This is a genomic window from Ruegeria sp. BHSA191, assembly GCF_059613325.1.
Genome location: NZ_JBXWSH010000025.1, coordinates 1 through 23546, shown reverse-complemented (window position 1 = coordinate 23546; position 23546 = coordinate 1). Strand labels below are relative to the sequence as shown.

The window sequence follows — 23546 nt, the reverse complement described above, 5'->3', positions numbered from 1 at the left end:
TCCCGGCTTCAGGGTGGGGCTACTGGTGCCCTGGTCGTCGCGGACCGCTCTCGTGAGCATGCCGAAAAAGCCCTTGGGCAATCCGCCAGATTCCCGGGCCTGCATCTCGAAGGCCAGGTACCGGCGCAGGAACGGACTGCTGAGGCGCTTCGGAATGGGTGTACCGAAGACCGCGTCCCAGGCAGCGCTCAGCGCCGCCCGGTCCATGGTCTCGATCTCGGCCAGGGAGGGCCTCATGTCGCGCTCTCCGGGCCGCTGGTGATGCGGTAGACCGCGCCGCCGCCGGTTTTGGCAGGATCCGCGCGGTCGATCGTGTATCCGGCCTTCCTCAGACCGCTCAACGCGGCGCGGACTGAATGCGGCTGCCAGCCGGTAGCGGATTGCAGAGTACCAAGATCCGCGCCGGCCTTGCGGCTCAGCAGTCTGCGCAGGATTGCGGACTTGGTCTCGCGCGGGGGTGTCGATTTGGATGTGGACATGTTTGCTCCTCGGTTCTCCGGGCCAGCATTATGCTGGCCCTGGTACCGAGATGCGCCCGGGATGTTCCTGCCGGGCGTGGCAACAGTGACGCTCTTGGCGCGTCGGAAGTCCAGTTTGGAATGGCGCTATTTGCGCAGTTTGGAATCTTCTGAGATTGGGACGCCCATACGCTCCAGCCGTTCCAAGATTTCCTGCCGCTTGTTTTTCTGCTCTTCCTCTTTTGCCTTAACAGCCGGGCCGACTTCCAGCATGATCCGGATCGCTTCGAGCAGCGACGGTTTGTGCCCCTTGAGACCTTTGCGGCAGAGCGAATGGTAGGCGCCTTCGATGCCGCCCAAACGAACCGTCGTGCCGTCCGGTGCGCGGGCGTCGACGGGCTGGGTCAGGATCCGTGCGGCGTCCATCATGAATTCGGACTTCGTCTTCGGCCGACCCTTGGGGTTGCCAGACTGACCCTTCCGCCAGCGTGTGGACTTTGGCGGGTTGGCATAGCCGATTTTGTCGTCTTTACTCATCGCGGTTCTCTTTTGCATTGGTCTTTGCAATCATCCGCTGGATGTTGCGGAGGATCTGTTTCTTTTTTTCTTCTGGCGAATAGGCATTTGGATCGCTGATACCGGATTCATCGATGATGCGCCGCTGCAGAGCCATGGCTTGTTTGTCGCCCTGCAGCGCCAGATCGCGGAGCTTCCACATCAGCGCATCCCGGATCGGCAGTTTCTGATCATTGTCTTTGACCCGCACTTTGCGGTTGAGAACCCGGTGCAACTCCGTGTTTAGGTCTTCCTGCTTGCGCGGGCGACCCCGGGGATTGCCGGACTTGCCTTTTTTGAACCGTGTATGCTGTGGCGGGTTCATGTATCCGACTTTGGGGGGAGCCTCTGCCGTCATTCGGCCGCCTCCACAATTGTGGTGTCAGCCTCGACTGCGCGACCGAGGGCCACATCGGCGAAGGTCTGGTCCGTGTCCGCAAGCCGTGCCGGCTGCCCCGTCTGGGCCTCGAAGCGCCGACAGATGACATCGCAGTAGAGGGGGTCGAGTTCGATCAGGCGAGCCACACGGCCCGTGCGTTCGGCCGCGATCAGCGTGGTGCCTGATCCGCCGAAGCCGTCGAGCACGATATCACCACGCCGGGTCACGTCACGAATGGCATCCGCCACCAGCGCGACCGGCTTGACGGTCGGATGCAGCGCCAGGTCTTCCTGGTTCCCGCCGAAGCTGTTGACACCGGGATAGTCCCAGACATTCGTCCGATAGCGACCAGTTTCGCCAAGGCCGAAGGTGTTCAGGTGCTTTGCGGTGCCGACCTTGTAGACGAAGATCAGCTCGTGACGGGAGCGATAGAAGGTCCCCATGCCGCCATTGGTCTTGGCCCAGACCACCAGGTTCTTGAGCTCGGAATAGACCTCGGCCCCAGCCGCGCTCAGTTCGTCCATGTGGCGCCAGTCCATGCACACGAAGTGGATGGCGCCATCGAGGCTGACATCGGCCATGGCGGCGAGAGCATCGCGGAGGAAGGTGGTGAAGCCGGCTTTATCCATCTCGCCAGTCGCCATGGCGAACTCGCGATGCTTCACCTTTCCGGAACCGCAGACATGGCCGTCGATCTTCACGTTATACGGCGGATCGGTGAAGACCGCACGGGCGCGATCGTCTCCTATGAGCAGCTGATATGTATCTGGATCCAGCGCATCGCCGCAGATCAGCTTGTGGCGCCCAAGCTGCCAGATGTCGCCAGGCTGGGTGACTGCAGGACCCGCGAAGACCTCGGGGACGACGTCCGCGGGATCGCGATCGCCAGCATCGTCGTCATCCAGCAGAAGGTCGAGCTCGGCCGTCTCGAACCCGGTGATCTCGAGATCGAAGTCGAGATCCATCTCGGATAGCGCCTGAAGCTCGATTGCGAGGACCTCTCGATCCCAGCCAGCCAGCTCGGCCAGGCGGTTGTCGGCGATGACATAGGCGCGCCGCTCGGCCTCGCTCAGATGTGCCAGTTCGATGACGGGCACTTCGTCATATCCGAGCTTGCGTGCGGCGGCGACGCGGCCGTGCCCGGCCACGATGCCATCGTTGGCATCGATCAGAACCGGGTTCACGAAGCTGAACTGCCGGATCGACGCCGCGATCTGGTCGATCTGCTTGTCGGAATGGGTGCGGGCATTCCCCGCATAGGGTTTGAGATCTGCCACCTTGCGGTATGTGATCTTGAGCCGGAGCGTTTCCGGCAGGGTCGGGCTCTTCGCCCCGGTCTTCGCATTCGGCACAGTAGGTCCTCCTCATGCACCACGCCCGCCGGACAGCCCGGAGGGCTCCTTCGAAACTTTCATGCGGTGCTGGACACCGCGGTCTCTGCGTTGATGCGTAAGCAGGACCCTCTGGGTCGCTCACAAGGGATCAGGGTGATCTGATCTGCGAATGGCGCAGTCGTCGCCGTTCGACCCGTCGTTCAGATGCCAAAGCTGGCAATGAACCGTGGGTGGAAAAGAGATGGGATCGCCATCGGTTAAACGCAAGGGAAAAATCTAAAACATATAAATGGCTTATACAGAATCTTGCATGTTCATGTATTGTTCTGCATTCTTCGCCCGCCAATTGACCCCGTTAGGGGCTGCTTTCTTGTCAGTGCCTTATCCGTTGGCAGCTGCTGGAGGGGACTTGCTGCCGATCCGATCTCAGCTCTTTATGTCAGTCGTATCAATTGACTCTTGTTATCGTGTTGAGGTCTATGGGGCACCCAATCCTGTGCAGTTTCGTTCAAGCGCTCCATGTAGCCGTCCTGTCGCGCCAGCCGCAGCCGATCTCCACCCAATCACGCGGGCTTGCATGGGCTTTCATTTCTGGAACCTCGCGGGCCTCGGACAACACGGAGACCAGATCGGAGCGGTTCTGTCGCAAAGTTAGTTCCCACCTGTCAGGTCAAACGTAGTTTTGGTAGCGCATGCTCAAAAATGACAGGAGCAGACCGTGACAATGTCTTTCAAGGGCGCACACTTTCCGAAAGAAGTGATTTTGTACGCTGTTTTCTTTTATCTCCGATACGGTATGTCATATCGGGATCTGGAAGAAATCATGGCGGAAAGAGGCGTTAAACTGGATCACGCGACGCTGAACCGTTGGGTGAGTCGATATGCCGGTCTTGTAGCTGATGCTTCACGTTACAAAAAGCGCCCTGCCGACCGTTCATGGTGCATGGATGAGACCTATGTGAAGGTGAAGGGTGAGTGGGTTTGTCTCTATCGCGCCATCGACAAACACGGAAAGACCCTTGATTTCATGCTATCCAAGCGCCGGAATAAAGCGGCTGCGACCAAGTTCTTCGCTCGTGCGCTTGGGGCGAACGGTTTGCCACGGAAAATTGTCATCGACAAAAGCGGTGCGAACACAGCTGGCATCAAAGCAATAAACAAGATGCTGAAAGGCTTTGGTTGTCCGGTACCGATTGAGATGGTCAGACGGAAATACCTCAACAACATCATTGAACAAGACCATCGCTTCATCAAACGTCGGATCGGGCCCATGCTGGGTTTCAAGTCTTTCGATTCAGCTGCATCTGCCCTGGCTGGCATCGAACTGGTCAACATGATCCGCAAAGGTCAATTCACGCCCGGCCTCCGTCCGTTTCAGCAGTTCGCCCAACTGGCAGGGCAAACCGATCTCCAATTCAACTGATGCTCTGCCATCTAAAGTTTGCGACAGAACCCCATCCAGTGTACCGTTCCGCTAACCTTTTTTATTCGGGTTTAGCTCAGATCCTTTCAATCAGGGTTGACCGAAACCATTTGCTATACCTCTTGATGCGAAGCAAATGTCGCTGACAAAACTCGCATTCGGTATTTTCCAGAAATTCGCACATTTTCATTGCAGATATCGCGTGCTTGAAAGGGCGTTAGAAAATCCGCGACCAATGCTTCTTACAAAAAGGAGGCGAAATGCCATGTATCGAGCAACGAAAACGGATTGCTTTGCCTTCGCAGCGTGCCTGTCCACTATCGCAGCTTCCGCTATCGCGGAGCCCCAGTTCCTTTCTTTGACCCCCACGTATCTTCCAAGTTACTTTGGTCTCGGCATTGGAAGTTACCCGGAATATCTTGGGTCAGATGGTGCTGCGGTAGGCGTTGCTCCCTTTGGCAGGTATTCTTTTGGCGAACAGCGCTACGTTTCTCTCGAAGTAAACTATGCTACGATCAACCTTTTGGAAAATCGCAACTGGCGCGCCGGGCCTGCGGGCATGTATCGGTTCGGCCGAGAAGACGTGGATGATCCGATCGTGGATCTTTTGCCGGACATCGAAGGAACGTTCGAATTGGGCGGGTTTATATCTTATGAGAATGTCGGCAGTGACCCGAGAGAGCGTTGGTCTGTCGGCGCGAGTTTCACTCATGGTGTTACCGGTGATAACGACGGTTACACGATTGCTGCCTCTGCTCGGCGTTGGATGCCCGTAGGTAAGTTCGCCGCTCTTGGTTTTTATGCTGGCACGACTTACGGTTCGTCAGACTACATGGACACATTCTTTTCAGTCAGTCCGGCGGGCGCGGCGGACAGTGGACTTTCCGTGTTCGAGGCGGAATCCGGTGTTCGTGACGTCCGCCTATCGGTCGTCTATGTCCAACCGCTTAGTCGCACATGGTTGGTAGGAGGCGGCTTGATGTTTTCGAGACTTCTTAACGACGCGGCAGACAGCCCGATTGTTTCGGAACGGGGCGACAGGGATCAGCTTGTATTCGGACTTGGAGTCTCGCGCGCGTTTTAGCAATGCTCGAGGCGCAACCGCCTAACTGTTGGAACGAAGCGATCAATCTGGTGTCCGCCAAAATGTGTTTCGCCGAAAAATTAAGGTAGCCAGTGACGAAATGAGCAGCATGAAAAGCGAGTAAAGCGCTGCAACCGCCGCGGTCGCTTGCTGTTCTTCGCCAGAAAACGAAAGCGCGATGATTGCAATCGCCAACGGCCCGTTCCGAATTCCAGTTTCAAGCGCTATCGTCCGGGCGTCGCGCGGATGCAGGCGGAGTAATACAGCAAAGGCGAGCCCAACCAGAATACCGCACACCCCAAGTAGAATTGCTGCGGTGTAAGTTGTCGATGAAGTGGATAATAGAAACTGCCAGTTTCTGGGCACCCACGTTATCACGATAAACACGATAAAAAACACCCCAACGGCGGAACCCATGGTTTCCGCCAAGGCTCGGGCACGAGCATTTGAACGGCGTATGATCATGCCCAAAGCGACAGGGACGAGAAGCGAAGCAAGGGAGATTGCGATGTTCTTGAGCGGGATCTCCAATTCCAACGTTGAAGCATAAATCCACAAGATCAGTGGGATCAGCACAACGCCGAGAACGGTCGATGTTACCGTCATCAATATCGAAAGCGCCAGGTTCCCCTGCGAAAAATAGGTGAACATGTTCGAGGTGGTACCACCCGGCATACAGGAGAGTATCAGAAGCCCCACAGCGACGGGCTCTAGCAACCCAAGAGCTATCGACAGCACGAACCCGATAAGCGGCATGAAGCCAAGTTGCGAGACGATGCCAATAGCGAGCCTTTTAGGCGGGTGGATCGCGAGTTTGAAATCTCGTGGTGTAAGTGATGCACCCATACCGATCATGATGGGAATGACCATCGCTGAGAGCAGCGCCTGTTCGAACGCGCCAACCATAGTCTATCGCTCCTCAATGATGTCGAAAAATAATGGCCGTGCGTTCCATCTCTGACCTGGGATGTCGTGGTCCGGAAATCCTTAAGCTACAGAACCGACAAATAAGCTGAATTAGAGATGTCACATTCCAACCGGCGCTTGCGCAACAAAAACTATATGTCGTCCTGTGATGCATGCGCGAACGCGACGTTGAAAACCAATCCTATCTTTGATCGGTCGATTAGGTGACGTTGCGACTACCCACCCGGGCTTATCGAGCTCTGAGCCGCATTTGTCATGTCAACGAAGATGTTACCGAGAACTCCCGGTTCCACGGTTCCGGTATGGAGTGAATCGCCCTTCAGCATTTCGTTTCCAAGAATTTGGACGGCCTGCGGCGAGTCAGCGAACTTCGTGTGGTTCGTGCTGTTCGTATCCTCGACCTTTGTTAAGTCGATCACAGTCACACCTAAGGCGTCAAGCGTTGCGACATCGGCGTCACCGACCCGGTTGACCCCCCTTGCAAGAAATCGCGACACTGACAGCGCCTTGTCATCTTCAGAGATCAGGACGTAGAACTTGCGCTCTGACGGATCAAATACGGCCATCTGTTCAGCAAAGACGTCTACATCGATATCTGCCGAGGCCAATATGATGTTTCTGAGCTTCCCACTGCTGTCAAACCTGTTCTGGATACGCGCCTGCTTCATGGCCTCTACACTCAGAAAATTTCCCATGGAATGCGCAACAAGATTGATAGCTTTTGCATTGGTCCCAATAAGTGTATCTGAACCTTCAATCAAGGCGCTTCGTGCAGCCAGAGCGCTGTTCAGATCATACACATAGTCCGTCAGTTTTCCGGCGGACGCCCAGGTGAAAAGCACAGGCACGCCGTCGAATCCGGAGTCTTCCACGAACTGACCAAGCCTCACAACGGCGTCGGTGAACGTGGTGTTGTAACCGTGCACGAAAACCAGAATGGAGTCTTCTTCGTCTGGCGCTGCTCTTATGGCCTTATTGATATCGGTGACGAACTGCCGCTCGCCCGAAAACCGTACCGGATCAATAACTGTCATATCTTTTTGGGGATCAGGTGGCAGGCGTTTAGGGCGTTCTACTTGACCCCGCTTATGACCCGGCGGGATTGTCACGGTCACTCTGGCATAACTCAGTTCGCCACGTTGCCCGGAGAACATTAATGCCGGGTCCGCCGAAGGCTGCCGCGTGGTCAGAACGTAGATGTCGTGCGTCTTCGTGCCTGCAATCTCTTCGATAGGTACGTTCGGGTTTTGTACACCGATGATCGCCTGTTCGCGGTGGCTGCATGCGGAAACCGCCAAGCCAAGAATAAGCAGCAAAACCAGTCGCATGCCAATAGTACCATTCGCCATGCCATTACTCCCAATGCTGTTCTTCGGGCGCTGAACCGGTGCCCCCCCCCGCGTGCAGCCAGCAAAAACCGTTTTCTTTGCGAATTCAAGATGGAAGAGTTTTCCTGCATGCTGTAGTGCGTTGCCAAGGCGACGAAAGCCCTTTCAGAAATTCGAAATCCGGTTACGTTCGAGCGATGAAGATGATCAAAAGCCTGATTTCCGTAGTCGCGAGTCGATTGCTTGCCTCGCTTCTCTGCGTCTCTCTTCTGACGTCGCAGACGTCCGCGCAAGCGATCACCGAGGAGGTCGATCCGGACGCGGCCCTGCCACCGGTTTTGACACATACGCCTTACCATACTCTCCAAACACTGCAAAACCTGCACGACGAATTGGTCGAAGCAAACGCGAATTATAGCCAGGAAAAATCAAGCCAAAACTATCACCGTATCGAGTTACTTGCCGATGCCCTGATTTCTCTTTTGGACGTGTCGGCGGAAAACACGGCGACGCGGCGCGACTCTAGCCTGAGGACCATCCTTGCACTCATCGACATCATCGAGCAGGTCGATCCTGCCGAGTTCGTTGTACTGCCGGACCATACTGTGGACCTGTCGGAAATCGCCGACTACTATCCTGTTCCGAGCACGCCTCTCATTCTGCAAAGAGTTGACGCGGGACCGCGGGAAGGCGAGTTCCTGTTTTCGGCAAATTCCTCGAAGATTGCGCCCAGATATCTCAGAGAAATCGCAACGCAAACACCGGAGCGTCTGGACGAGTTATGGAGCACGCGACTTCTGCAGTTTAGCGGCCCTTGGATCCCCGCCGCTCTGGAAAGGTCTTTGCCCGATATTTCAAAGGGCTTGTACTGGGGAACGCCACTCTGGAAGATCGTTTTTGCTTTTCTGTCGCTGGCTTTCGTCATGAGCGTGCTGATTTGGCTCAAATCGGCCGTGAAACGGCGAGTTGTGGCCGGTGAAATCAGGGCGAGCACAGGTAGGCTCATCCGTTCCGGCTCGACGGTCATCCTGATCTATCTGCTGAACAAGTTTTTCAACTACCAACTCTTCTTGACCGGCTCTTTCGCGCGAACAGAGACTTTCATTGCAACAGCGGTCATCTACGGCGCTCTGGCTTGGACGTTCTGGAACTTCATGGAGTACATGTCTGACAAGATCGCCGCGCGCCGCATGTCTTCTGATCGTTCTTCGGACGATAGCATGATGAGATTGTTGAACCACATCATCGCTTTGGTGGGAGTGATCTGGATACTTGCCTTTGGCGCGCAGACCATGGGTTTCCCACTGCTCAGCATTCTTGCCGGTCTCGGTGTTGGCGGTCTTGCGGTTGCACTCGCTATCCGGCCAACGTTGGAAAATCTCATTAGTGGGTTTGTGCTGTATCTCGAAAAGTCGGTTCGTGTTGGCGATTACTGCTCCTTCGGCGGTCAGGCTGGTACGGTCGAACGCATCGGCGTACGCTCCACGCATGTCCGCGCTCTGGATCGTACGCTCATCGCCATACCAAACTCGAAGTTCGTCGATATGGAGTTGGTCAATTGGGCCCAGTGCGACGAGATGCTGATCAATTCGGTCATTGGTCTCCGGTATGAAACCGACACGGATCAACTCCGCTTTGTTTTGGCCGAAATCCGGAAAATGATGCACGGCCATCCCCGTATCAAGAGCGAGACGGCGCGCGTGCGGTTTGTTGGATATGGCGCATCTTCTCTGGATATTGACGTTCGTGTTTATGCGCAAACTCGGGAATGGAATGACTTTTACGCGATCCGCGAAGACGTTTTCTTCCGGATAAAGGAAATCGTCGAGGCATCGGGCACGGGCTTCGCGTTTCCAAGTCAGACCGTCTATCTGTCGAAAGATGCAGGACTCGACGCAGCCAAGTCCAAAGCGACGGTTGAAGAGGTTGGGCGATGGCGATACAAACGGCAACTTCCGTTTCCGAACTTTTCTTCGCAGGTGCGGGAACGACTGGAAGGTACGTTGCGCTATCCGCCGCGGGGTTCGCCTGAGTACTTCGGGCCAGAAGAAGAGACGGCAAAGGTCACCGAGCCGCTTTCCGCGTCCCCGACCGAGGATCAACCGGCGGATGAAACGAACGCGCAACCCGATGACGACGGGAAGCCTGGCGATAGTGGCAAGACCAGTTGACACGTCGCAGGCTTGACGGGGCCTTCTTCGAAACGTTCAAGTTGCGTTCAGACCATGCTAGATCGGCAATGGCTTACAGGACCTCTGCGCCGCGTGACGCGGTACCTTTTGCGCGTTTGACCGTATCGCGTGGCAGTTCCTCAAAGACGGCTTGATAACTTTTCGCTAACCGTCCGCTTGACGGAAAGCCGAATTGGAATGCGACATCCCCGATTTTACAGTTTGAGTTCTTGGGATCCAGCAAGAACTGCCTTGCCCGCCACAGCCGCCGCAATTTCAGGTAACGCACCGGCGGTGCACCGTAAACATTGACAAAGCTTTTGTGCAGTCGGTTTTTACCGGCACCTGCGATCTCGTATAGCTCTTCAAGCCGCAGATCTTCATGCAAGGGACGGTCCCTGATCGCATCTCGGATCGTTGTCGTGATGTGATAGTCGTCGATTTGGCCGAGCCATGCCGAAGTGGGGCACTCCATCTTCTCCAAAAGTACGTGCGCGACCTTCGCAACGACGGCTCGTTCTTGGTCTTGTGACAGGTTCGTGCCTTCAAAAGTGGCGGCATGACGAATGCCGTCCGTTTGAAGGGAAGAAATCATCTCTTCCATTTCGAACACGCACTCCGAGCAGTCGTCGAAAATGCGACTCCCAGAGAGGAAATCCACATCGATGTCTCCAGAGATTTCCGAAAGGACAGAGTCCATTACGCGTCGCCTGATGCCCACAAGGAGCCTCACCGAGTCCTGACACGCCACGGTGTATTCATGGGTGCCGTCGAGGTAATAGGCGCTATTGAGCTCGTGCCGACAGGCATTCAACCGGAAATCACCCGTCCAAGACATAGGGGTAAGAAGTCCGATCCAGCCGGGATGCGGACGTGCGGTGAACGACGCGTAGGCGCTGCTTGCAATCTTGAGGATGAAAGTGTCGCGGCCCCAGAACTCCATCGTGCGGAAGTTCATTTGCCCCGACGAAATCTGAACGACTTCAGCTTCTTTTACCGGCATTCGGTTCAAGAAGCGGTCATGTATGCGATTTTTTAACCATGCCACACGGCTGAATTTAACATGTATTTTCGATGAATCCAGCGTTTAGGGAAGAATGGCGCCCAATGTAGGAAGAATCGTATCTTTATGGAATTGCCAAATCCAACCCGCCAAGCGCACACTTAATCCAATGATTGAAAGTTTGGAGCACGAAGTGGTCAAGCTGAAGATGCCTCGTGGTCAAGCTGAAGATGCCTCGTCGTATCGCGGCGAATTCAACCCGAACGAGGACGCGATCCACGTCTTCAGTTTCCGCCGCCGCCAGTTTCATCGATTCGAAGGGACCTTAACGTGAGAATGAATTCGACACTTACAAAGCTTTCGCTTGTTTTTGCGGTCTCGCTGCCGACAGGCGTGCTGGCTCAGTCCTCGTCCGCGATTTCCTCCGGCGACACCGTCACCCAAGGCGCGACTGCTGGTGGCGTGCCCGTTCCGAACACCTCCGGCAGCCCTGCGCCGGGGGAGGCCGCTGAATTGGCCAAGCAGTTGTCGAACCCGGTCGCCAGCCTGATAAGCGTCCCGTTTCAGTTGAATTACGACACCGGTATAGGGGAGGCGGATGCGGATCGCTGGGTTCTCAACGTGCAGCCGGTTATCCCGTTCGATCTTTCCGATAACTGGAATCTGATTTCACGGACGATCGTTCCTTTAATTGATCTGGACTCGCCGGTCATCGGCGGCAGCGACACCTCGGGGCTGGGCGATATCGTCCAGTCTTTTTTCTTCTCGCCAAAGGCACCGACCAAAGGTGGCTGGATCTGGGGGGCGGGCCCGGTGCTGCTCCTGCCAACAGGCAAGGACGAATTCTCCTCCGATAACTGGGGGGTTGGTCCAACATTTGTCGCGCTGAAACAGAAGAATGGCTGGACCTATGGCGCCCTCGTCAACCACATCTGGGGCGTCGACAGCCCGTCCGATGGCCGGGACAAGACCAATGCGACCTTCCTGCAGCCCTTCCTGACCTACACGACGCCTGACGCCTGGACCTTTTCGATCAATGCCGAAGCGAGTTACGATTGGAATGAGGAAGAATGGACGGCGCCGCTGAATATCGGCGTCAGCAAGCTTGTGCATTTCGGCCAGCAACCGGTCAGCTTTCAACTGGCGGGGCGCCCGTACCTCGACTCGCCGTCGGGTGGACCCGACTGGGGGTTGCGTTTCAACGTCACCTTCCTGTTCCCGAAGTGATCTGGATCAATGAACTTTACCGACGCGCCGTCACGATGAAGTCAGCCCGGTGCTGACTTCTTTATTCGTGGCGCAGACCGTTGAACGACCATAGGAGGTTTAAATGAAGAACTCGCTAACAGCTCTGCCACTCATTTTATCCGTGATGACCGCCTCTACAGCCTATGCGCAAAGCTTCGATTTAGTGATCAACAATGGCCGCGTGATGGACCCCGAAACCGGCTTCGATCAGGTGGCCAACGTGGGCATCAACAATGGCTACATCACCGAGATCAGTACGGATGACCTTGACGGTGCGCGAGAAATCGACGCGACCGGGCATGTCGTTGCCCCCGGGTTCATCGACTTTCACAGCCACGCGCAGTCCGAATTCGGGCACAAGCTTTACGTCCGGGATGGCGTAACGACCCCGATGGACCTCGAAGTGGGCGCCTTTCCGGTGTCCGATTTCTACGACTATTGGAACGGCAAATCCTTCGTAAATTACGGAACGAACGTGGCGCATGTTGGCGCGCGCGTTGCGGTGCTCGACGGGCAGGAACCCGACGGCCGGCTTCTTTACAGCGCCGCGATGGGGGCGGCCATGAACGATGGCGCACAATTCAAGACCAAGACCTTCGATCCACTTGACGAGGTTGCAATCGTCGACGCGATTGAGGCGGAGTTGAAGCAGGGCGGGATCGGGATCGCCTATCCCATCGGATATTACACTGTGGTTGGCAGCCCGGAACTGATGGCGGTCACGGCGCTGGCCGGGAAGTACGATCTGCCGATCACGACGCATGTGCGGTATCTGGCGCAAATTCCGCCGAGTGGTTTCATGGGCCTCACCGAAATGCTGACCATCGCTCGGGAAAACGATGTGCCCTTGCTGGTCCACCATGTCCCCAGCAACTGCCTTGGCTTGACCGGCAATTGCCTTGATCTGATCGACTCGGCACGCGCCAAGGGGCAGAAAGTAATCGGCGAATTCTACCCTTATCAATACGCCGGAACTTACGTGGATGCCGATTACAACGCACCGGGTTTCGAGGCGCGCATGGGTATTCAGGCCTCGGACTACAAACTGGCCGCGACTGGCGAGCCACTGACTAACGAGGAATTCGATCGTCTGCGCAAGGAAGCACCTGCAACCGATCTGCTGATGTACACCATGAAAGAAGAATACATCGAGGAAGCCTTCACCCGACCGGGGGTGATTGTCGGATCGGACGGGATGCCTTGGATCATCACCGACGCCGATGGAAACAAGCTGGGCTTCACCGCTACATTTGACACGCCCTACGGGTCAGCAAACGGTCACGCGCGGGGTGCAGGCACACATGGGAGAATCCTGCGCATGGTGCGCGAAGAGGGCAAGGTCTCACTAATGGACGCGCTGTCCAAAATGAGCTACGAGCCGGCCCGGTTCCTCGAAGATCATGTCCCGCAGATGAAGCAGCGCGGGCGTGTGCAGGAAGGTATGGCGGCGGATATCACGATTTTCGATCCGGAGACCGTGACCGACAATGCGACCCCGACGATCGGAGAGAACTCCCTGCCGACCACGGGTATCCCTTTCGTCATCGTGAATGGACAGGTCGTGGTGGACGACTCTGTCGTGCAGAACATCCCGGCTGGTGTCGCGATCCGCAATCCTGTGGTCGAATAAGAGAGCTTTGACAATCGCTGGTCGGCAGGTAGCGTCATAAACTGAAATGGAAAAACGAAATGGAGACGCCGATATGGTAAAACGACAGTCAAGAACAGCATTGAGCGCGTCTCTCGCGCTTATTCTTTCAACCGGGGTCGCCGTGTCGCAGGACGGCCCCATCCTGTTCACCAATGTCGATGTTTTCGACGGCGTGAACGAGACGTTGATGGAAGATGTCAACGTCGTTGTCACCGACAACTTGATTACCCAGATCTCGTCGGATGATATCGCCGTCGCCGGCGGTCAGGTGATCGACGGCGGTGGTCGCACATTGATGCCCGGGCTTTCCGATACCCACGCGCATATTACGTGGACCACGTTGCCCCAGAGCGCATTTCTTACTGCCCTCCCAGAGTACAATGCCATTCACTCGGCGGTAGACGCTGAAAACATGTTGATGCGTGGCTTCACTTCGGTAAGGGACATGGGCGGAGCTTCGTTTGGACTGAAGCAAGCGATCGATCAGGGGCTGGTTCCCGGCCCGAGAATCTATCCGTCCGGAGGGCCACTCTCACAGACTGCTGGCCACGGCGATTTTCGTTTCCCCAATCAAACCCACCCCCGTTTCGGCGGCGATCTTCCCCCACTTTACAAGTCGGGCGATGGGTATCTCACTGACGGGGTCCCGCAGGTACTGGCAGCGGCACGCGAGAATTTGCGGCATGGCGCATCCCAGATCAAGTTGATGGCTGGCGGCGGTTATTCCTCGCCGGCTGATCCTCTGTTGGGAAACCAGTTTACCTTTGATGAAATCAAGGCCGCTGTCGATACGGCTGCTGACTGGGGCACCTATGTCACGATCCATGCTTATCACAAAGAGTCCATTAATCGCGCGATTGATGCGGGCGTCAAGGATATTGGGCACGGGCAACTACTGGACAAAGAAACGCTCCAGCGTATGGCAGATGAAGGTGTGTTCCTGAGCACGCAGCCTTTTACGGTCTGCTCCGAACCGCAGCTTAGTGATTTTTCGAATGCCAAGCTCGCGATTGTTTGTGAAGGCACAGCCAAAGTGTATCAGTGGGCCAAAGAAATCCCGGAATTAAAAGTGACCTACGGTACAGATTTGTTCTTCGTGCCATCCGAGGTTGCTGAAGAGCAGGCCAAGCAGATGGAGCGTTTGCTGGACTGGTTTGAGCCCGTCGAAATATTGCGCATGGCGACAAGCAACGCCGGAGAGCTTTTCGCAATGAGCGGCGATATGCGTAACCCCTATCTTGAAGGCACTCTCGGGCTGGTGGCGGAAGGCAACTATGCCGATCTGTTGCTGGTCGAAGGCAATCCGCTTGAGGACCTGGGCGCGGTGACAGATAGCGACAACATCAAAATTATCATGAAAGACGGCGTCATCTACAAGAACACGCTTGAATGATACCGCCGCCGGAACGGTGACCATTGGGATAAGAATCCCGCCTTCCTTCCGGCAGAAATTACACCTGCATTACGAGCTGGCAATAGGAAGGAAATCGACATGAATGCTTTGAAATGTCTGAAGGCAGTGTGTTTGCCGGTCGCGGCAATAATCTGCGCTCCGAACGTGACTGTTGCACAGGATACCGGACTAGGCAGTTGGGACTGGCAGGCCGAAGTTTACTTCTGGGGCGCTGATCTTGGGGGTGAAACCACAACGGGTGCTGACATATCGATGCCCATCGACACGATTATCGAAGACCTGAAGCTTGGCTTCATGGGCGCTATTTTCGCAGAGAAAGACGATTGGCTATTCTTTGCAGATGCATTTTACCTTGATCTCGGGGACTCCGCAGGCACCTCCGCATCGGTTGGCCCGATCGAGGTTGACGTCAATGGTTCTTTTGACCTGAAGGGCTTCCAAAGTACTTTTGGTGCTGGGTACAAGATCATGAAGACAGCAGGGACTACCCTGCACGCAACGGGTGGGGTCCGATTCCTGTGGCTGGATGGCAAAGTCGAGGTGGACGCCACGGAAGCCGTTGGTGGTTCCCCTATCGACGGGCAGGTTATCAGAGAAAATGAAGCGGGCAACAACTGGGACGTCGTCGTTGGCCTTCGTGGCATTACGGAGCTGAATGATAAATGGTACTTGTCCTATTATGGGGACATCGGCGCCGGCAACAGCGACTTGACCTGGCAAGCGTCACTTGCTGCAAACTATCGAATGAACCGGGCTGATCTGGTTATCGGTTACCGCTACATGGATTTTGATCTGGACAATTTCGGACCAATCGATGACCTCAATCTCGGCGGACCGTTTCTGGGCGTAAAGTTTTCTTTCTGATAAACGCCGCAGCGCGTGAGTATCTGCCGTATCAGTAAAGTTCTACCGTTTCGGCAGACATCCCGTAGCCCACTTCCACGCGCGATGCACCGTCGGAAAAGCCTACGTCCTGCACGGAATAGGCTGCATTCATCTCCCCCTCGATCCATACAGGCGCGAACAGCCCGGAAACCTCAATCCCTTTTTCATAAGTAACATGCACCATCTGGTTTGCCGGAGGTGGAGGCGTATGGATACAAGCACCGGCGTAAGGGACTAACAGGAACTCGGTCACTTTTAACCCGTCGAATTCGAGCGGCAGGACATAGCCAGGCATACGAACTTCTGCTCCTATGATTTCGGGGTTCACCGCGGTGCTCTGGGCGCGGCGTTTCTCTATGATGCGCTCGCGCTGCTCGAAGAGCCAATCTACGTCCAGACCTTCACCCAAGAGCCGATCGCGGAGTTCGCTTGCATTTTTGGACGTCATGGAAGGAGTCGGGCTGTTCTTTGAACTCTCGAACCTGAGAATCTGCCTGAGTGCATCCAATTGGTCTCGGGTCAGTTTGGCAAATGGATCTTCGATAACGGCCTGCGGTGGCGCCAATGTGTCCCAGCCTAGAACCAGTCGTTCGGCAGAGGCCGAAGATACTGCAAACAGCAGACCCAATGTGGAAACGAGAACAATCAGCTTGCGGTCTTTCACCATCAACTCCTTTCAAGCGTTCCTAGTTATACGGGCGTTCATGTTTCCCGTGCTCACCATCACACACCCGAGACAGTACCATAGTTTCCGGCGGTTAGTAGCATCATTGCGCACATCGCTATGCGCTCTGTCTCCGGGATCAGGACCAATCAGCAACCGGACATCGCTTCGCGGCCCACTGGCCTCTGCGGCCCTGTGCAAGTGCTTCATGTTTTCACCGTCATGCCGTCAGCCAAGGACAAGCGGTAGGCGCGCAAGGCTGGGACGAGGCTTACGCCTGCACCAGCAGCGACCACCGAAATCAGGACGAGCAGTTCCTTGAAAGCTGGCGGATCGATCGGGATGAACAGGCCGAAGGCGCTGTCAATCATCGGCTGCGCCACGACCAGGCCGAGATAGAGCATGCCCAAACCCAACATGGCTCCCGCAGTTGCAGTCAGTATTGCTTCGAAGACAAGGAGCCCCATAATTGCCGCTGGGCTGGCTCCCACAGCCCGAAAAATCGCCATTTCGCGCCTGCGCTCGTTGAGACTGGAAAAAATCGTCGCCATCATGCCGATGAGCGCGGTAGCGACAACCATGACAGACACAGCAGATAATGCAGTCTCTGCGACACCAACGATCCCCCATAACTCTTGAAGGGCCACGCCCGGTAAGATCGCAAGCAAGGGCTCCTCGGGGTATTCATTGATGGCGCGCTGCAACGCGAATGTTTGTATCGGGCTATTCACCCCGACAAGTGCTGCAGTGATGGCTTTCGGCGTCAGGTCCATCTGGCGGATAGCCTCCTGCGGTGTGGTCTGGCCGGGCATCCTTGCGCCGCTCTGCCAATCAACGTGGATCGCTTCGATGGCCTCCATTGAGACGATCACTGTCCGATCAACGGGGGTGCCAGTTTTTTGCAGGATGCCGGACACGCGAAAGGGCTGATCCCTGTGTTCGGTAAAAGAAGCGAGCCCGTGCGCGATGATAATTGGATCGCCTATCGAGTACCCCAGTGTCCGGGCGACATCGTATCCAATGACCGTGTCGAAGAGATCATCGAGGATGACACCAGATTCGAAGGCCAGATCTTGCCCGTTCCGGTACTTGTAGTGCTCGAAAAAGGCTGCACTCGTTCCCATGACCCGGAACTGGCGATGGCTGTCGCCGAGCGATATGGGAACGATCCAGTCAACATCCGCACGCGCCGCGATGTCTTGATAACTTTCCCAGGTCACGTTGTTTGTCGCGTTGCCAATGCGGAACACGGAATAAAGAAGAAGCTGCACCGATCCCGAGCGCGCCCCAACGATCAGATCGGTGCCAGAGATCGTATCCGCGAAACTCGTCTTTGCTCCAGTCCTCACTTTTTCCACGCCAAGGAACAGCGCAACCGACAAGCCGATTGCGAGTATCGTCATGGCGACGGTCAGAGCGCGTGCCATCAACGAGCCGAAGGCGATCCGCAAGATCACGCGGCTTGCCTGTCGGTCTCTACGGTATCGGACATGCGCACCACTCGGTCGAATCTCTCGGCCAGACGCGGGTCATGGCTGACCATCAAAAGGGTCGAGTTCTGTGCGCGGACTTGCTCAAACATCAGATCCAAAAAGGTCGCTTGCGATGTTTCGTCGAGTGAAGAGGTTGGCTCATCTGCAACCAGGATTGGCGGTTGACCGATCAGGGCGCGTGCGACGGCGACACGCTGTTGCTGACCTACGCTAAGCTTCGCGGCCTTGCTGGATACGATGCCGTCTGGCAGTCCAAGGGCACTGCAAAGATTGGCGGCGTCCTTATTTTCATCCAGGCAACGACTTCTACGTTCGGGAGCGAAGCGAAGGGGCAGCAGGATATTGTCGATAACCGATGCGAAGGGTAACAGGTTGAATTGCTGAAAGATGACACCGATATTTTCCGCTCTGAACCTGTCGCGCTTCCCACTTGACAGTGTCTTGAGATCAATTCCTGACACGGTCACAATTCCCCTGTCTGCAATGATGGTTCCGCAGATCAGAGATAGAAGCGTCGATTTTCCCGAACCGCTCTCACCAAGAAGCAGGACGGTTTCGCCCGCCCGCACGGATAGAGCCGAGACCGAAATACCAAAGGATTTCCGCCCCGGCCAACGGAAGCGGACATTCTTGAGGTCTATGTTGCCGCCTCCCAGCAAGCTCAGAAGAAGCCACGCAGGTCCAGCGTCGGCTCATCGCGCTCAACTTCAAATGCTTGTGCACCCGTCTCCGAAACGATCTGCACCTCCAACTCTCGAGCGTTCGAGAAGGTGTCGAAGTAACCAAACGAGATTTCGGTAATTGCGTCTGCATTGGCACAGGTCAGGGTGTATTCGGCGTGAAACTCTGTGTGACCTGCTTCGTTGGCGCCGTGTTCATCATGTTCGTGGGCATGATCTTCTTCATGCGCATGCTGCTCGCCATGTGCACCTTCGCCTTCCAACTCGGCGCTGGCCTGCACTACGCTGCATTCTGCGGCGGCCGGCAGGATGAAGAGTTTAAGTGGACGGGCAAGTGTCGCTACGGCCGTGTCTATGGCATTGCGATCCTCAGCGTTCACCGCCGCATACTCGAAACCGACGATATCGGCTCCAGGAGCGTGAAACTCCATGAAAACCGTGGTGTCGTCCACCGCGATATTCAATACGCCGACGCCGTGTTCATGGGCGCCAAGCGACCGTGTTTCACTGGCAAAAACGGTAGTGGCAAGCGAGGTGAAAACTAGCAAAGTTCGCTTGATCACGTATGTGGCTCCTCGTGCGCTTAAAAAGATATCATTTACATATCAAATCCGGCACAACGTCGGCAAGAGCGCCGGGCTGTGCCGTCGAGTCCAAGTTAACAATAGCAGGACCGCTTTGCACTCATGTTATCGTGAAAGCACACGAAATTTTCTCGATCAGATGCTCAGTCCCGGACAAAAATCCGAGCGCTTCGGCAGTCGCTAGACTGGGACTGCTTTTTTCGTGGGACCGAAGCGGTGACCGCTGCGGAAACAGCCAGACTGAAGGCCCGTCAGTACGCACAAACACGTTCAAATGCCACTGCCCCGATTTCGCCGAACGAGGCAGCGCAACGGTCGAGGTCAATTTCAACCTGCAATGCCCGAAGGCGTGCGAAAGCTCATGCGCAGCTTTAAACCAATCCAACGAAGAGTGATAGATGAAGATCTACATAGACCGACACCGCTATACAAATGAACGGAGCCGGAATAAGCTGAAATTCGTATGAGAAAACAAGTCGCTTTTGCAGATTGAACCCCCTTGAGCCATGAGAATAAATCGTCGACTTATCCGTTTAAGCGCAGTCTTTCTTGCAGGGTTCGTCGCAAGTCTCGCATTTGTGCTGGAGAGCAGCAGCTTCCGTTCGTGGCGCAATGCGCTTACTGCTGATTTTCTGACAGATTTGCTTGGTCAGACGGTATTGGTGGAGGGAAACGTTGACCTTGATTTTTTCCCCTCCTTCTCGCTCGAAGCCACCGGGCTGCGGCTACCTTCAGAGGCTATGCCGGGTACTGAGCTTCTGACACTGGAGACGGCACGGTTGCACCTTGCTCCGTGGACGGGGGCGGCGGGATGGACGCAGCTCCCAATGATCGAGGCAAACGGTCTGCGCATGGAACTGCTCCGCCTTGAAGACGACAGGACGAGTTGGCGAACGGCGCAGAAATCGATTGACCAAAAGCGCGGCATGTCATCGTCGGACGCAAGCCCGGCGCTCATCCGCTTCATGAGCACGCGTGACATCCATTTTTCCGACATGAAGGTGGCGGTAGAAAATCGCCAAACCGGGTTCGTCTTCGATTTCGTTCTTGATACCTTCCGAGTTGATCAGAAAGCGGTAGCCGGTGAGCGTGAGGTGGCGCTCGTGTTCGACGGAAAGTTAAACGATGAGCATGTGACATTGCATGGCGTTTTCCCTGAAGATGAAGCATTTTCGGTCACCAGCCGTATCGGCGTGACGGATCTCAGCATGAGGGGAAATTCCGATCCATCACTGGGCCCACTTGGGTTCGACAGCAGGCTTGAGATCAAGACCGAGGACCTCAACGCAGTATTGCAGGCGCTTTCGCTACGCGGCGAGGTACATGGCTCCGGGCGGCTCGAGGCGCGGTTTTTACGTCGGCACGGCTTGTACGACTTCGAGGAAATCGAAACACTATTGACGCTTGAAAAAGGTCAAAGCGTAAAACTCGCCGGCTTTCTTCGCAAAGTTGGCGAGCCGCCGGAATTCGATCTGAAACTCGATGTTGATCTTCTTGGCGAGAAAACCCTCACCGCGCCGGCGATCTTTCTCCGCGACATTAGACCCGAAGCTCTCGGAATGCGTCTGGTTGGCGCGGACAAGCTGCTGTCCATCGAGGATTTCAACCTTGCGACTAACGCCTTTTCGGAACATCTCAGCGATATCGGTCCTTTCCGCGTCGGCGACATAAAGCGAACGCCAGACGGCAAGTTGGCGCTACGTGACGTGTCCTTTGCGCTCGGACCGCTGGACAAGCCGTTTTTCTCCGCTGCGGGGCACATGGACGATCTGCTAAATCTGCGCGGATATGATGTAAAAGGCGATCTCGACCTGCCTGCCGCGCAGGTCCTGCGCACCTTGCGCCCCGAGCGCGTTCATGAATTCGGTCGCTTGCTTGGGCATGTGTACATAACCGAAGTAGACGGGCGGACCGTTTTGGAGGACTTTGAAATAGAGGAACGCGACAGCGATCTGTGGGACGGATACCTCTCGCTACGCTCGGAAAGCTTGTTTCCCCTTAAGGATACAAGCCTTTCCGTCGCGCTATCCGCGCCTGACGGGGCCTCTTTTCTGGAAGCGCTGCAACTCACCCCCGTGGATACTGGCGCTGCCGGGGTCGCCCTCGATCTGGTCCGCCATAGCAAGGGGATTGAAGCCAGCGGTGAAGTGAGCACTGGCGAAACCCGTATCTCCTTGATGGGCGATCTGAACATCATCGCCGGCGCGCCGGTATTGCGCGGCTCCATAAATAGCAAGGCGGTGTATCTTCGTGATTTGCAGAACGCGATCCGTACCGTGCGGGAAGTATCCCGCGAGCCCGGTGTTTATCTGGAGATGCGGTCAGTGCAGTTGAAAGAACACCTCGACCCCACCGCTAGCGAGGATTTGTCGGGCTTTCAGCCGCTGGTGTTGCCCGCAGCCGAGCCGGAACTGAGGGAAGAGGATCTGTCGGATTTCCAGCCGCTCGTCCTTCCGTCCCCCGCGCCCGCCGTTGAAGACCTGTCGGACTTTCAGCCGCTGGTGTTGGGTGATGATGCGGGAGATTTGAGCCTCGCTGCTCTGAAGAATCCTGCGGAACTCTTGCGAGTCCTTGACGCCGAGATCGACATCACATTCGACAAGATCATCGGGCAGGAAGGTATCTCGCACATGGCCAGTGCATTCACGGCCCAAAACGGACGCGCATGGCTTGGCCCGCTCAGGGTCGATTACGGCGGCGGTTTTGCTTCGTTCTTTGCAACGGTAGACGCTCTCAACCGTCCGGACTGGATTGAATTGTCCGGCAGTACAGGGGGCTGGGACGTGGGCCGGCTGACCAATGGTCTGGGCGGGAAAGTGCATGCAACAGGTACATTGACCGGCCGGTTTGACCTTGCCGCGCGCTTTCCCGAACCGCAGGACTTTGCCAGCAGCCTTACTGGTAGCGCCGAGATTGAGATGGGGCCCGGGCAGGTTTCCACGACCCTGATCGATCTCGCTGGGTTGGGCGTTCTACCGTGGCTTTTTTCTGCGGATCGCCGTGCAGGGTTTTCGCCGATCTCTTGCATACGTGCGCCGCTGCGTTTTGACAGCGGGCGAGTCACGATAAACGACGCTGTACTGGAGACTGCCCGCGTGCAAGTGGTTGCCAAAGGCGATCTCGATTACCTGAAAGACACGATCGACCTGCGGGCTGAGCCGCGCCCTCTCGGTCGTCCGTTGGCACGCAGCGCCTGGCCCTTCGAGATCAGCGGGCAACTTTCCAAGCCAATTGTGAAGTTGGTCCAGCGCAACAAACGGCGAGCAACCGAACCCATTACCATGCCGGACTCTCGCGTGCCTTGCATTGCGGATGTAGCCCAGATTCGAGCCGCGCCCGATCCTGCTCTACGCACGGGCCCGCATTGACTTCAACCTTGTGCGGCTTGGCAACGCTCCATCTCGGCGATGGCCCGCGCCGATCCGGTCAGGTCCACTTCGAATTCCCCGCCCTCGGGTCCCAACACGCGCAGAGACCTGCGCTTGGCGATTTCTAGGGCAAATGCCGGGTTGTTAAAAAAGGCCCTGCCGCCGGGCATTCCGTCTCGGACCATCATTTCCACTTCCCCGGCGAATTTTTCTTCGGAGGTAAAGAACTTCACGTTACCCGTCTCGTCTAACGGCCTTTCCAACCAATCGGCGCTGAACGCGGAAATGAACCCGCCCTCGAGGTCTGGCAGGTAGCCGAAGGCAAGCCGGATGCCACTTTCGAAATCCTTCTCGATGTAGCAACCGTTTCCGACCGCTGCGTCTATGCGAACATGCCAGTCGCCGCTCGTGCCCCATTCGGAGACCTGAGCTTCTGCCCAATTTCCCGAAAGGGCGACCCATACTAAGCCAATCACCAGATGTTTCATCATTTCCTCGCCAGTCCGCGGAGCCTTGCTGACTGTGCACTCCGTGTAAGCCAAAGAGCAACGGCACGGGACTTGCTGTGGGCATGTAGGCCCAACTGGACCGAGCGTGCATATTTGGGCGTTATGAGGAACAATAATGGAGCACAGCCCAACTTGACAAGAATCTGATCTTTACACAGTTTGCCCATTCGATTGGAGGGTATTGTATTGGAACGAGAATTTCTTGCATATTCTCAATGGTGTTGTCAGAAGGAATTTGGTTGAGGCGGGCAGGGCGGTTTCGTAGCCTCTGGCCATGCCCAAGTGTGATCCATTCAAATACTTTCATAGCAGCCCGGAAATTATCCGCTTGGCGGTCATGATGTACGTTCGTTTCCCTTTGTCGCTGCGGAATGTCGAAGATCTGCTG

22 protein-coding genes and 1 pseudogene are annotated in these 23546 nt (G+C 55.9%); 10 read left to right on the top strand and 13 right to left on the bottom strand.

Annotated features, from left to right (window positions below; translation table 11 throughout):
* From AC2FNS_RS17290 to AC2FNS_RS17270, 5 genes are all read right to left on the bottom strand, one after another.
* The coding region (locus AC2FNS_RS17290) for a DUF2924 domain-containing protein (protein ID WP_496803926.1) at nucleotides 1-237 on the bottom strand (237 nt) is incomplete at its 3' end.
* On the bottom strand, nucleotides 234-479 hold the full coding sequence (locus AC2FNS_RS17285; RefSeq protein ID WP_496713533.1) for a DUF3489 domain-containing protein: 246 nt from the start codon (nucleotides 477-479) through the stop codon (nucleotides 234-236). The genes AC2FNS_RS17285 and AC2FNS_RS17290, both read right to left, overlap by 4 nt.
* A gap of 126 nt (nucleotides 480-605) precedes the next feature.
* On the bottom strand, nucleotides 606-995 hold the full coding sequence (locus AC2FNS_RS17280; RefSeq protein ID WP_496713535.1) for a DUF5681 domain-containing protein: 390 nt from the start codon (nucleotides 993-995) through the stop codon (nucleotides 606-608).
* Nucleotides 988-1371 carry a DUF5681 domain-containing protein gene (locus AC2FNS_RS17275; RefSeq protein WP_496713536.1) on the bottom strand — a complete coding sequence of 128 codons (384 nt, stop codon included), beginning with the start codon at nucleotides 1369-1371 and terminating at the stop codon, nucleotides 988-990. The genes AC2FNS_RS17280 and AC2FNS_RS17275 overlap by 8 nt, the downstream gene beginning before the upstream one ends.
* Nucleotides 1368-2744 (bottom strand): site-specific DNA-methyltransferase, encoded by a 1377-nt coding sequence (locus tag AC2FNS_RS17270; RefSeq protein ID WP_496803925.1) that lies wholly within the window; start codon nucleotides 2742-2744, stop codon nucleotides 1368-1370. The genes AC2FNS_RS17275 and AC2FNS_RS17270 overlap by 4 nt, the downstream gene beginning before the upstream one ends.
* Nucleotides 2745-3444: 700 nt before the next feature.
* On the opposite strand from AC2FNS_RS17270, the gene AC2FNS_RS17265 reads away from it, so the two are divergent.
* Together AC2FNS_RS17265 and AC2FNS_RS17260 are read left to right on the top strand one after the other, a co-directional pair.
* Nucleotides 3445-4149 (top strand): IS6 family transposase, encoded by a 705-nt coding sequence (locus AC2FNS_RS17265; RefSeq protein ID WP_496713224.1) that lies wholly within the window; start codon nucleotides 3445-3447, stop codon nucleotides 4147-4149.
* Nucleotides 4150-4285: 136 nt separating this feature from the next.
* Entirely contained in the window at nucleotides 4286-5233 is a 948-nt protein-coding gene (locus AC2FNS_RS17260) for a MipA/OmpV family protein (RefSeq protein WP_496713226.1), read from the top strand.
* 42 nt (nucleotides 5234-5275) lie between these two features.
* Here AC2FNS_RS17260 and AC2FNS_RS17255 read toward each other — a convergent pair whose 3' ends face one another.
* The gene (locus AC2FNS_RS17255; RefSeq protein ID WP_224890507.1) at nucleotides 5276-6139 is read right to left on the bottom strand and encodes a bile acid:sodium symporter family protein; all 864 of its coding nucleotides are present in this window, start codon (nucleotides 6137-6139) and stop codon (nucleotides 5276-5278) included.
* A gap of 236 nt (nucleotides 6140-6375) precedes the next feature.
* Nucleotides 6376-7509, bottom strand: coding sequence for an alpha/beta hydrolase (locus AC2FNS_RS17250; RefSeq protein ID WP_496795787.1), 1134 nt, complete (start codon nucleotides 7507-7509; stop codon nucleotides 6376-6378).
* Nucleotides 7510-7685: 176 nt separating this feature from the next.
* On the opposite strand from AC2FNS_RS17250, the gene AC2FNS_RS17245 reads away from it, so the two are divergent.
* On the top strand, nucleotides 7686-9659 hold the full coding sequence (locus AC2FNS_RS17245; protein WP_224890509.1) for a mechanosensitive ion channel family protein: 1974 nt from the start codon (nucleotides 7686-7688) through the stop codon (nucleotides 9657-9659).
* 73 nt (nucleotides 9660-9732) lie between these two features.
* Here AC2FNS_RS17245 and AC2FNS_RS17240 read toward each other — a convergent pair whose 3' ends face one another.
* Complete coding sequence (locus AC2FNS_RS17240; RefSeq protein ID WP_496795788.1) at nucleotides 9733-10662, bottom strand: helix-turn-helix domain-containing protein; 930 nt, start codon at nucleotides 10660-10662, stop codon at nucleotides 9733-9735.
* Nucleotides 10663-10831: 169 nt separating this feature from the next.
* On the opposite strand from AC2FNS_RS17240, the gene AC2FNS_RS17235 reads away from it, so the two are divergent.
* From AC2FNS_RS17235 to AC2FNS_RS17215, 5 genes are all read left to right on the top strand, one after another.
* Nucleotides 10832-10996 carry a hypothetical protein gene (locus tag AC2FNS_RS17235; protein ID WP_496803924.1) on the top strand — a complete coding sequence of 55 codons (165 nt, stop codon included), beginning with the start codon at nucleotides 10832-10834 and terminating at the stop codon, nucleotides 10994-10996.
* 2 nt (nucleotides 10997-10998) lie between these two features.
* Nucleotides 10999-11889, top strand: a complete 891-nt coding sequence (locus AC2FNS_RS17230; protein ID WP_496803923.1) for a transporter — start codon at nucleotides 10999-11001, stop codon at nucleotides 11887-11889.
* A 103-nt stretch (nucleotides 11890-11992) separates the two neighbouring features.
* Entirely contained in the window at nucleotides 11993-13540 is a 1548-nt protein-coding gene (locus AC2FNS_RS17225) for an amidohydrolase family protein (protein ID WP_496713234.1), read from the top strand.
* A 73-nt stretch (nucleotides 13541-13613) separates the two neighbouring features.
* Nucleotides 13614-14954 carry a metal-dependent hydrolase family protein gene (locus AC2FNS_RS17220; protein WP_093964983.1) on the top strand — a complete coding sequence of 447 codons (1341 nt, stop codon included), beginning with the start codon at nucleotides 13614-13616 and terminating at the stop codon, nucleotides 14952-14954.
* A gap of 99 nt (nucleotides 14955-15053) precedes the next feature.
* Entirely contained in the window at nucleotides 15054-15839 is a 786-nt protein-coding gene (locus AC2FNS_RS17215; protein ID WP_093964984.1) for a porin family protein, read from the top strand.
* 31 nt (nucleotides 15840-15870) lie between these two features.
* Here AC2FNS_RS17215 and AC2FNS_RS17210 read toward each other — a convergent pair whose 3' ends face one another.
* The 4 genes from AC2FNS_RS17210 to AC2FNS_RS17195 all read right to left on the bottom strand — a co-directional run bounded on the left by AC2FNS_RS17210 (nucleotide 15871) and on the right by AC2FNS_RS17195 (nucleotide 19260).
* Nucleotides 15871-16524: a DUF3299 domain-containing protein gene (locus tag AC2FNS_RS17210; protein WP_226698654.1), complete on the bottom strand. Its 654-nt coding sequence runs from the start codon at nucleotides 16522-16524 to the stop codon at nucleotides 15871-15873.
* A gap of 206 nt (nucleotides 16525-16730) precedes the next feature.
* On the bottom strand, nucleotides 16731-17981 hold the full coding sequence (locus tag AC2FNS_RS17205; protein ID WP_093964986.1) for an ABC transporter permease: 1251 nt from the start codon (nucleotides 17979-17981) through the stop codon (nucleotides 16731-16733).
* Nucleotides 17978-18673, bottom strand: a complete 696-nt coding sequence (locus AC2FNS_RS17200; protein WP_496713239.1) for an ABC transporter ATP-binding protein — start codon at nucleotides 18671-18673, stop codon at nucleotides 17978-17980. The genes AC2FNS_RS17205 and AC2FNS_RS17200 overlap by 4 nt, the downstream gene beginning before the upstream one ends.
* Before the next feature lie 5 nt (nucleotides 18674-18678).
* On the bottom strand, nucleotides 18679-19260 hold the full coding sequence (locus AC2FNS_RS17195) for a DUF2796 domain-containing protein (RefSeq protein ID WP_306372403.1): 582 nt from the start codon (nucleotides 19258-19260) through the stop codon (nucleotides 18679-18681).
* Between the two features lie 527 nt (nucleotides 19261-19787).
* Between AC2FNS_RS17195 and AC2FNS_RS17190 the strand changes: the two genes are divergently transcribed.
* Complete coding sequence (locus tag AC2FNS_RS17190; RefSeq protein ID WP_496803922.1) at nucleotides 19788-22649, top strand: AsmA family protein; 2862 nt, start codon at nucleotides 19788-19790, stop codon at nucleotides 22647-22649.
* A 2-nt stretch (nucleotides 22650-22651) separates the two neighbouring features.
* On the opposite strand, the gene AC2FNS_RS17185 is transcribed toward AC2FNS_RS17190, so the two are convergent.
* Nucleotides 22652-23137: a hypothetical protein gene (locus tag AC2FNS_RS17185; protein ID WP_093964988.1), complete on the bottom strand. Its 486-nt coding sequence runs from the start codon at nucleotides 23135-23137 to the stop codon at nucleotides 22652-22654.
* A 295-nt stretch (nucleotides 23138-23432) separates the two neighbouring features.
* Between AC2FNS_RS17185 and AC2FNS_RS17180 the strand changes: the two are divergent.
* Nucleotides 23433-23546 (top strand): annotated as a pseudogene (locus AC2FNS_RS17180) (IS6 family transposase); the annotation flags it as partial.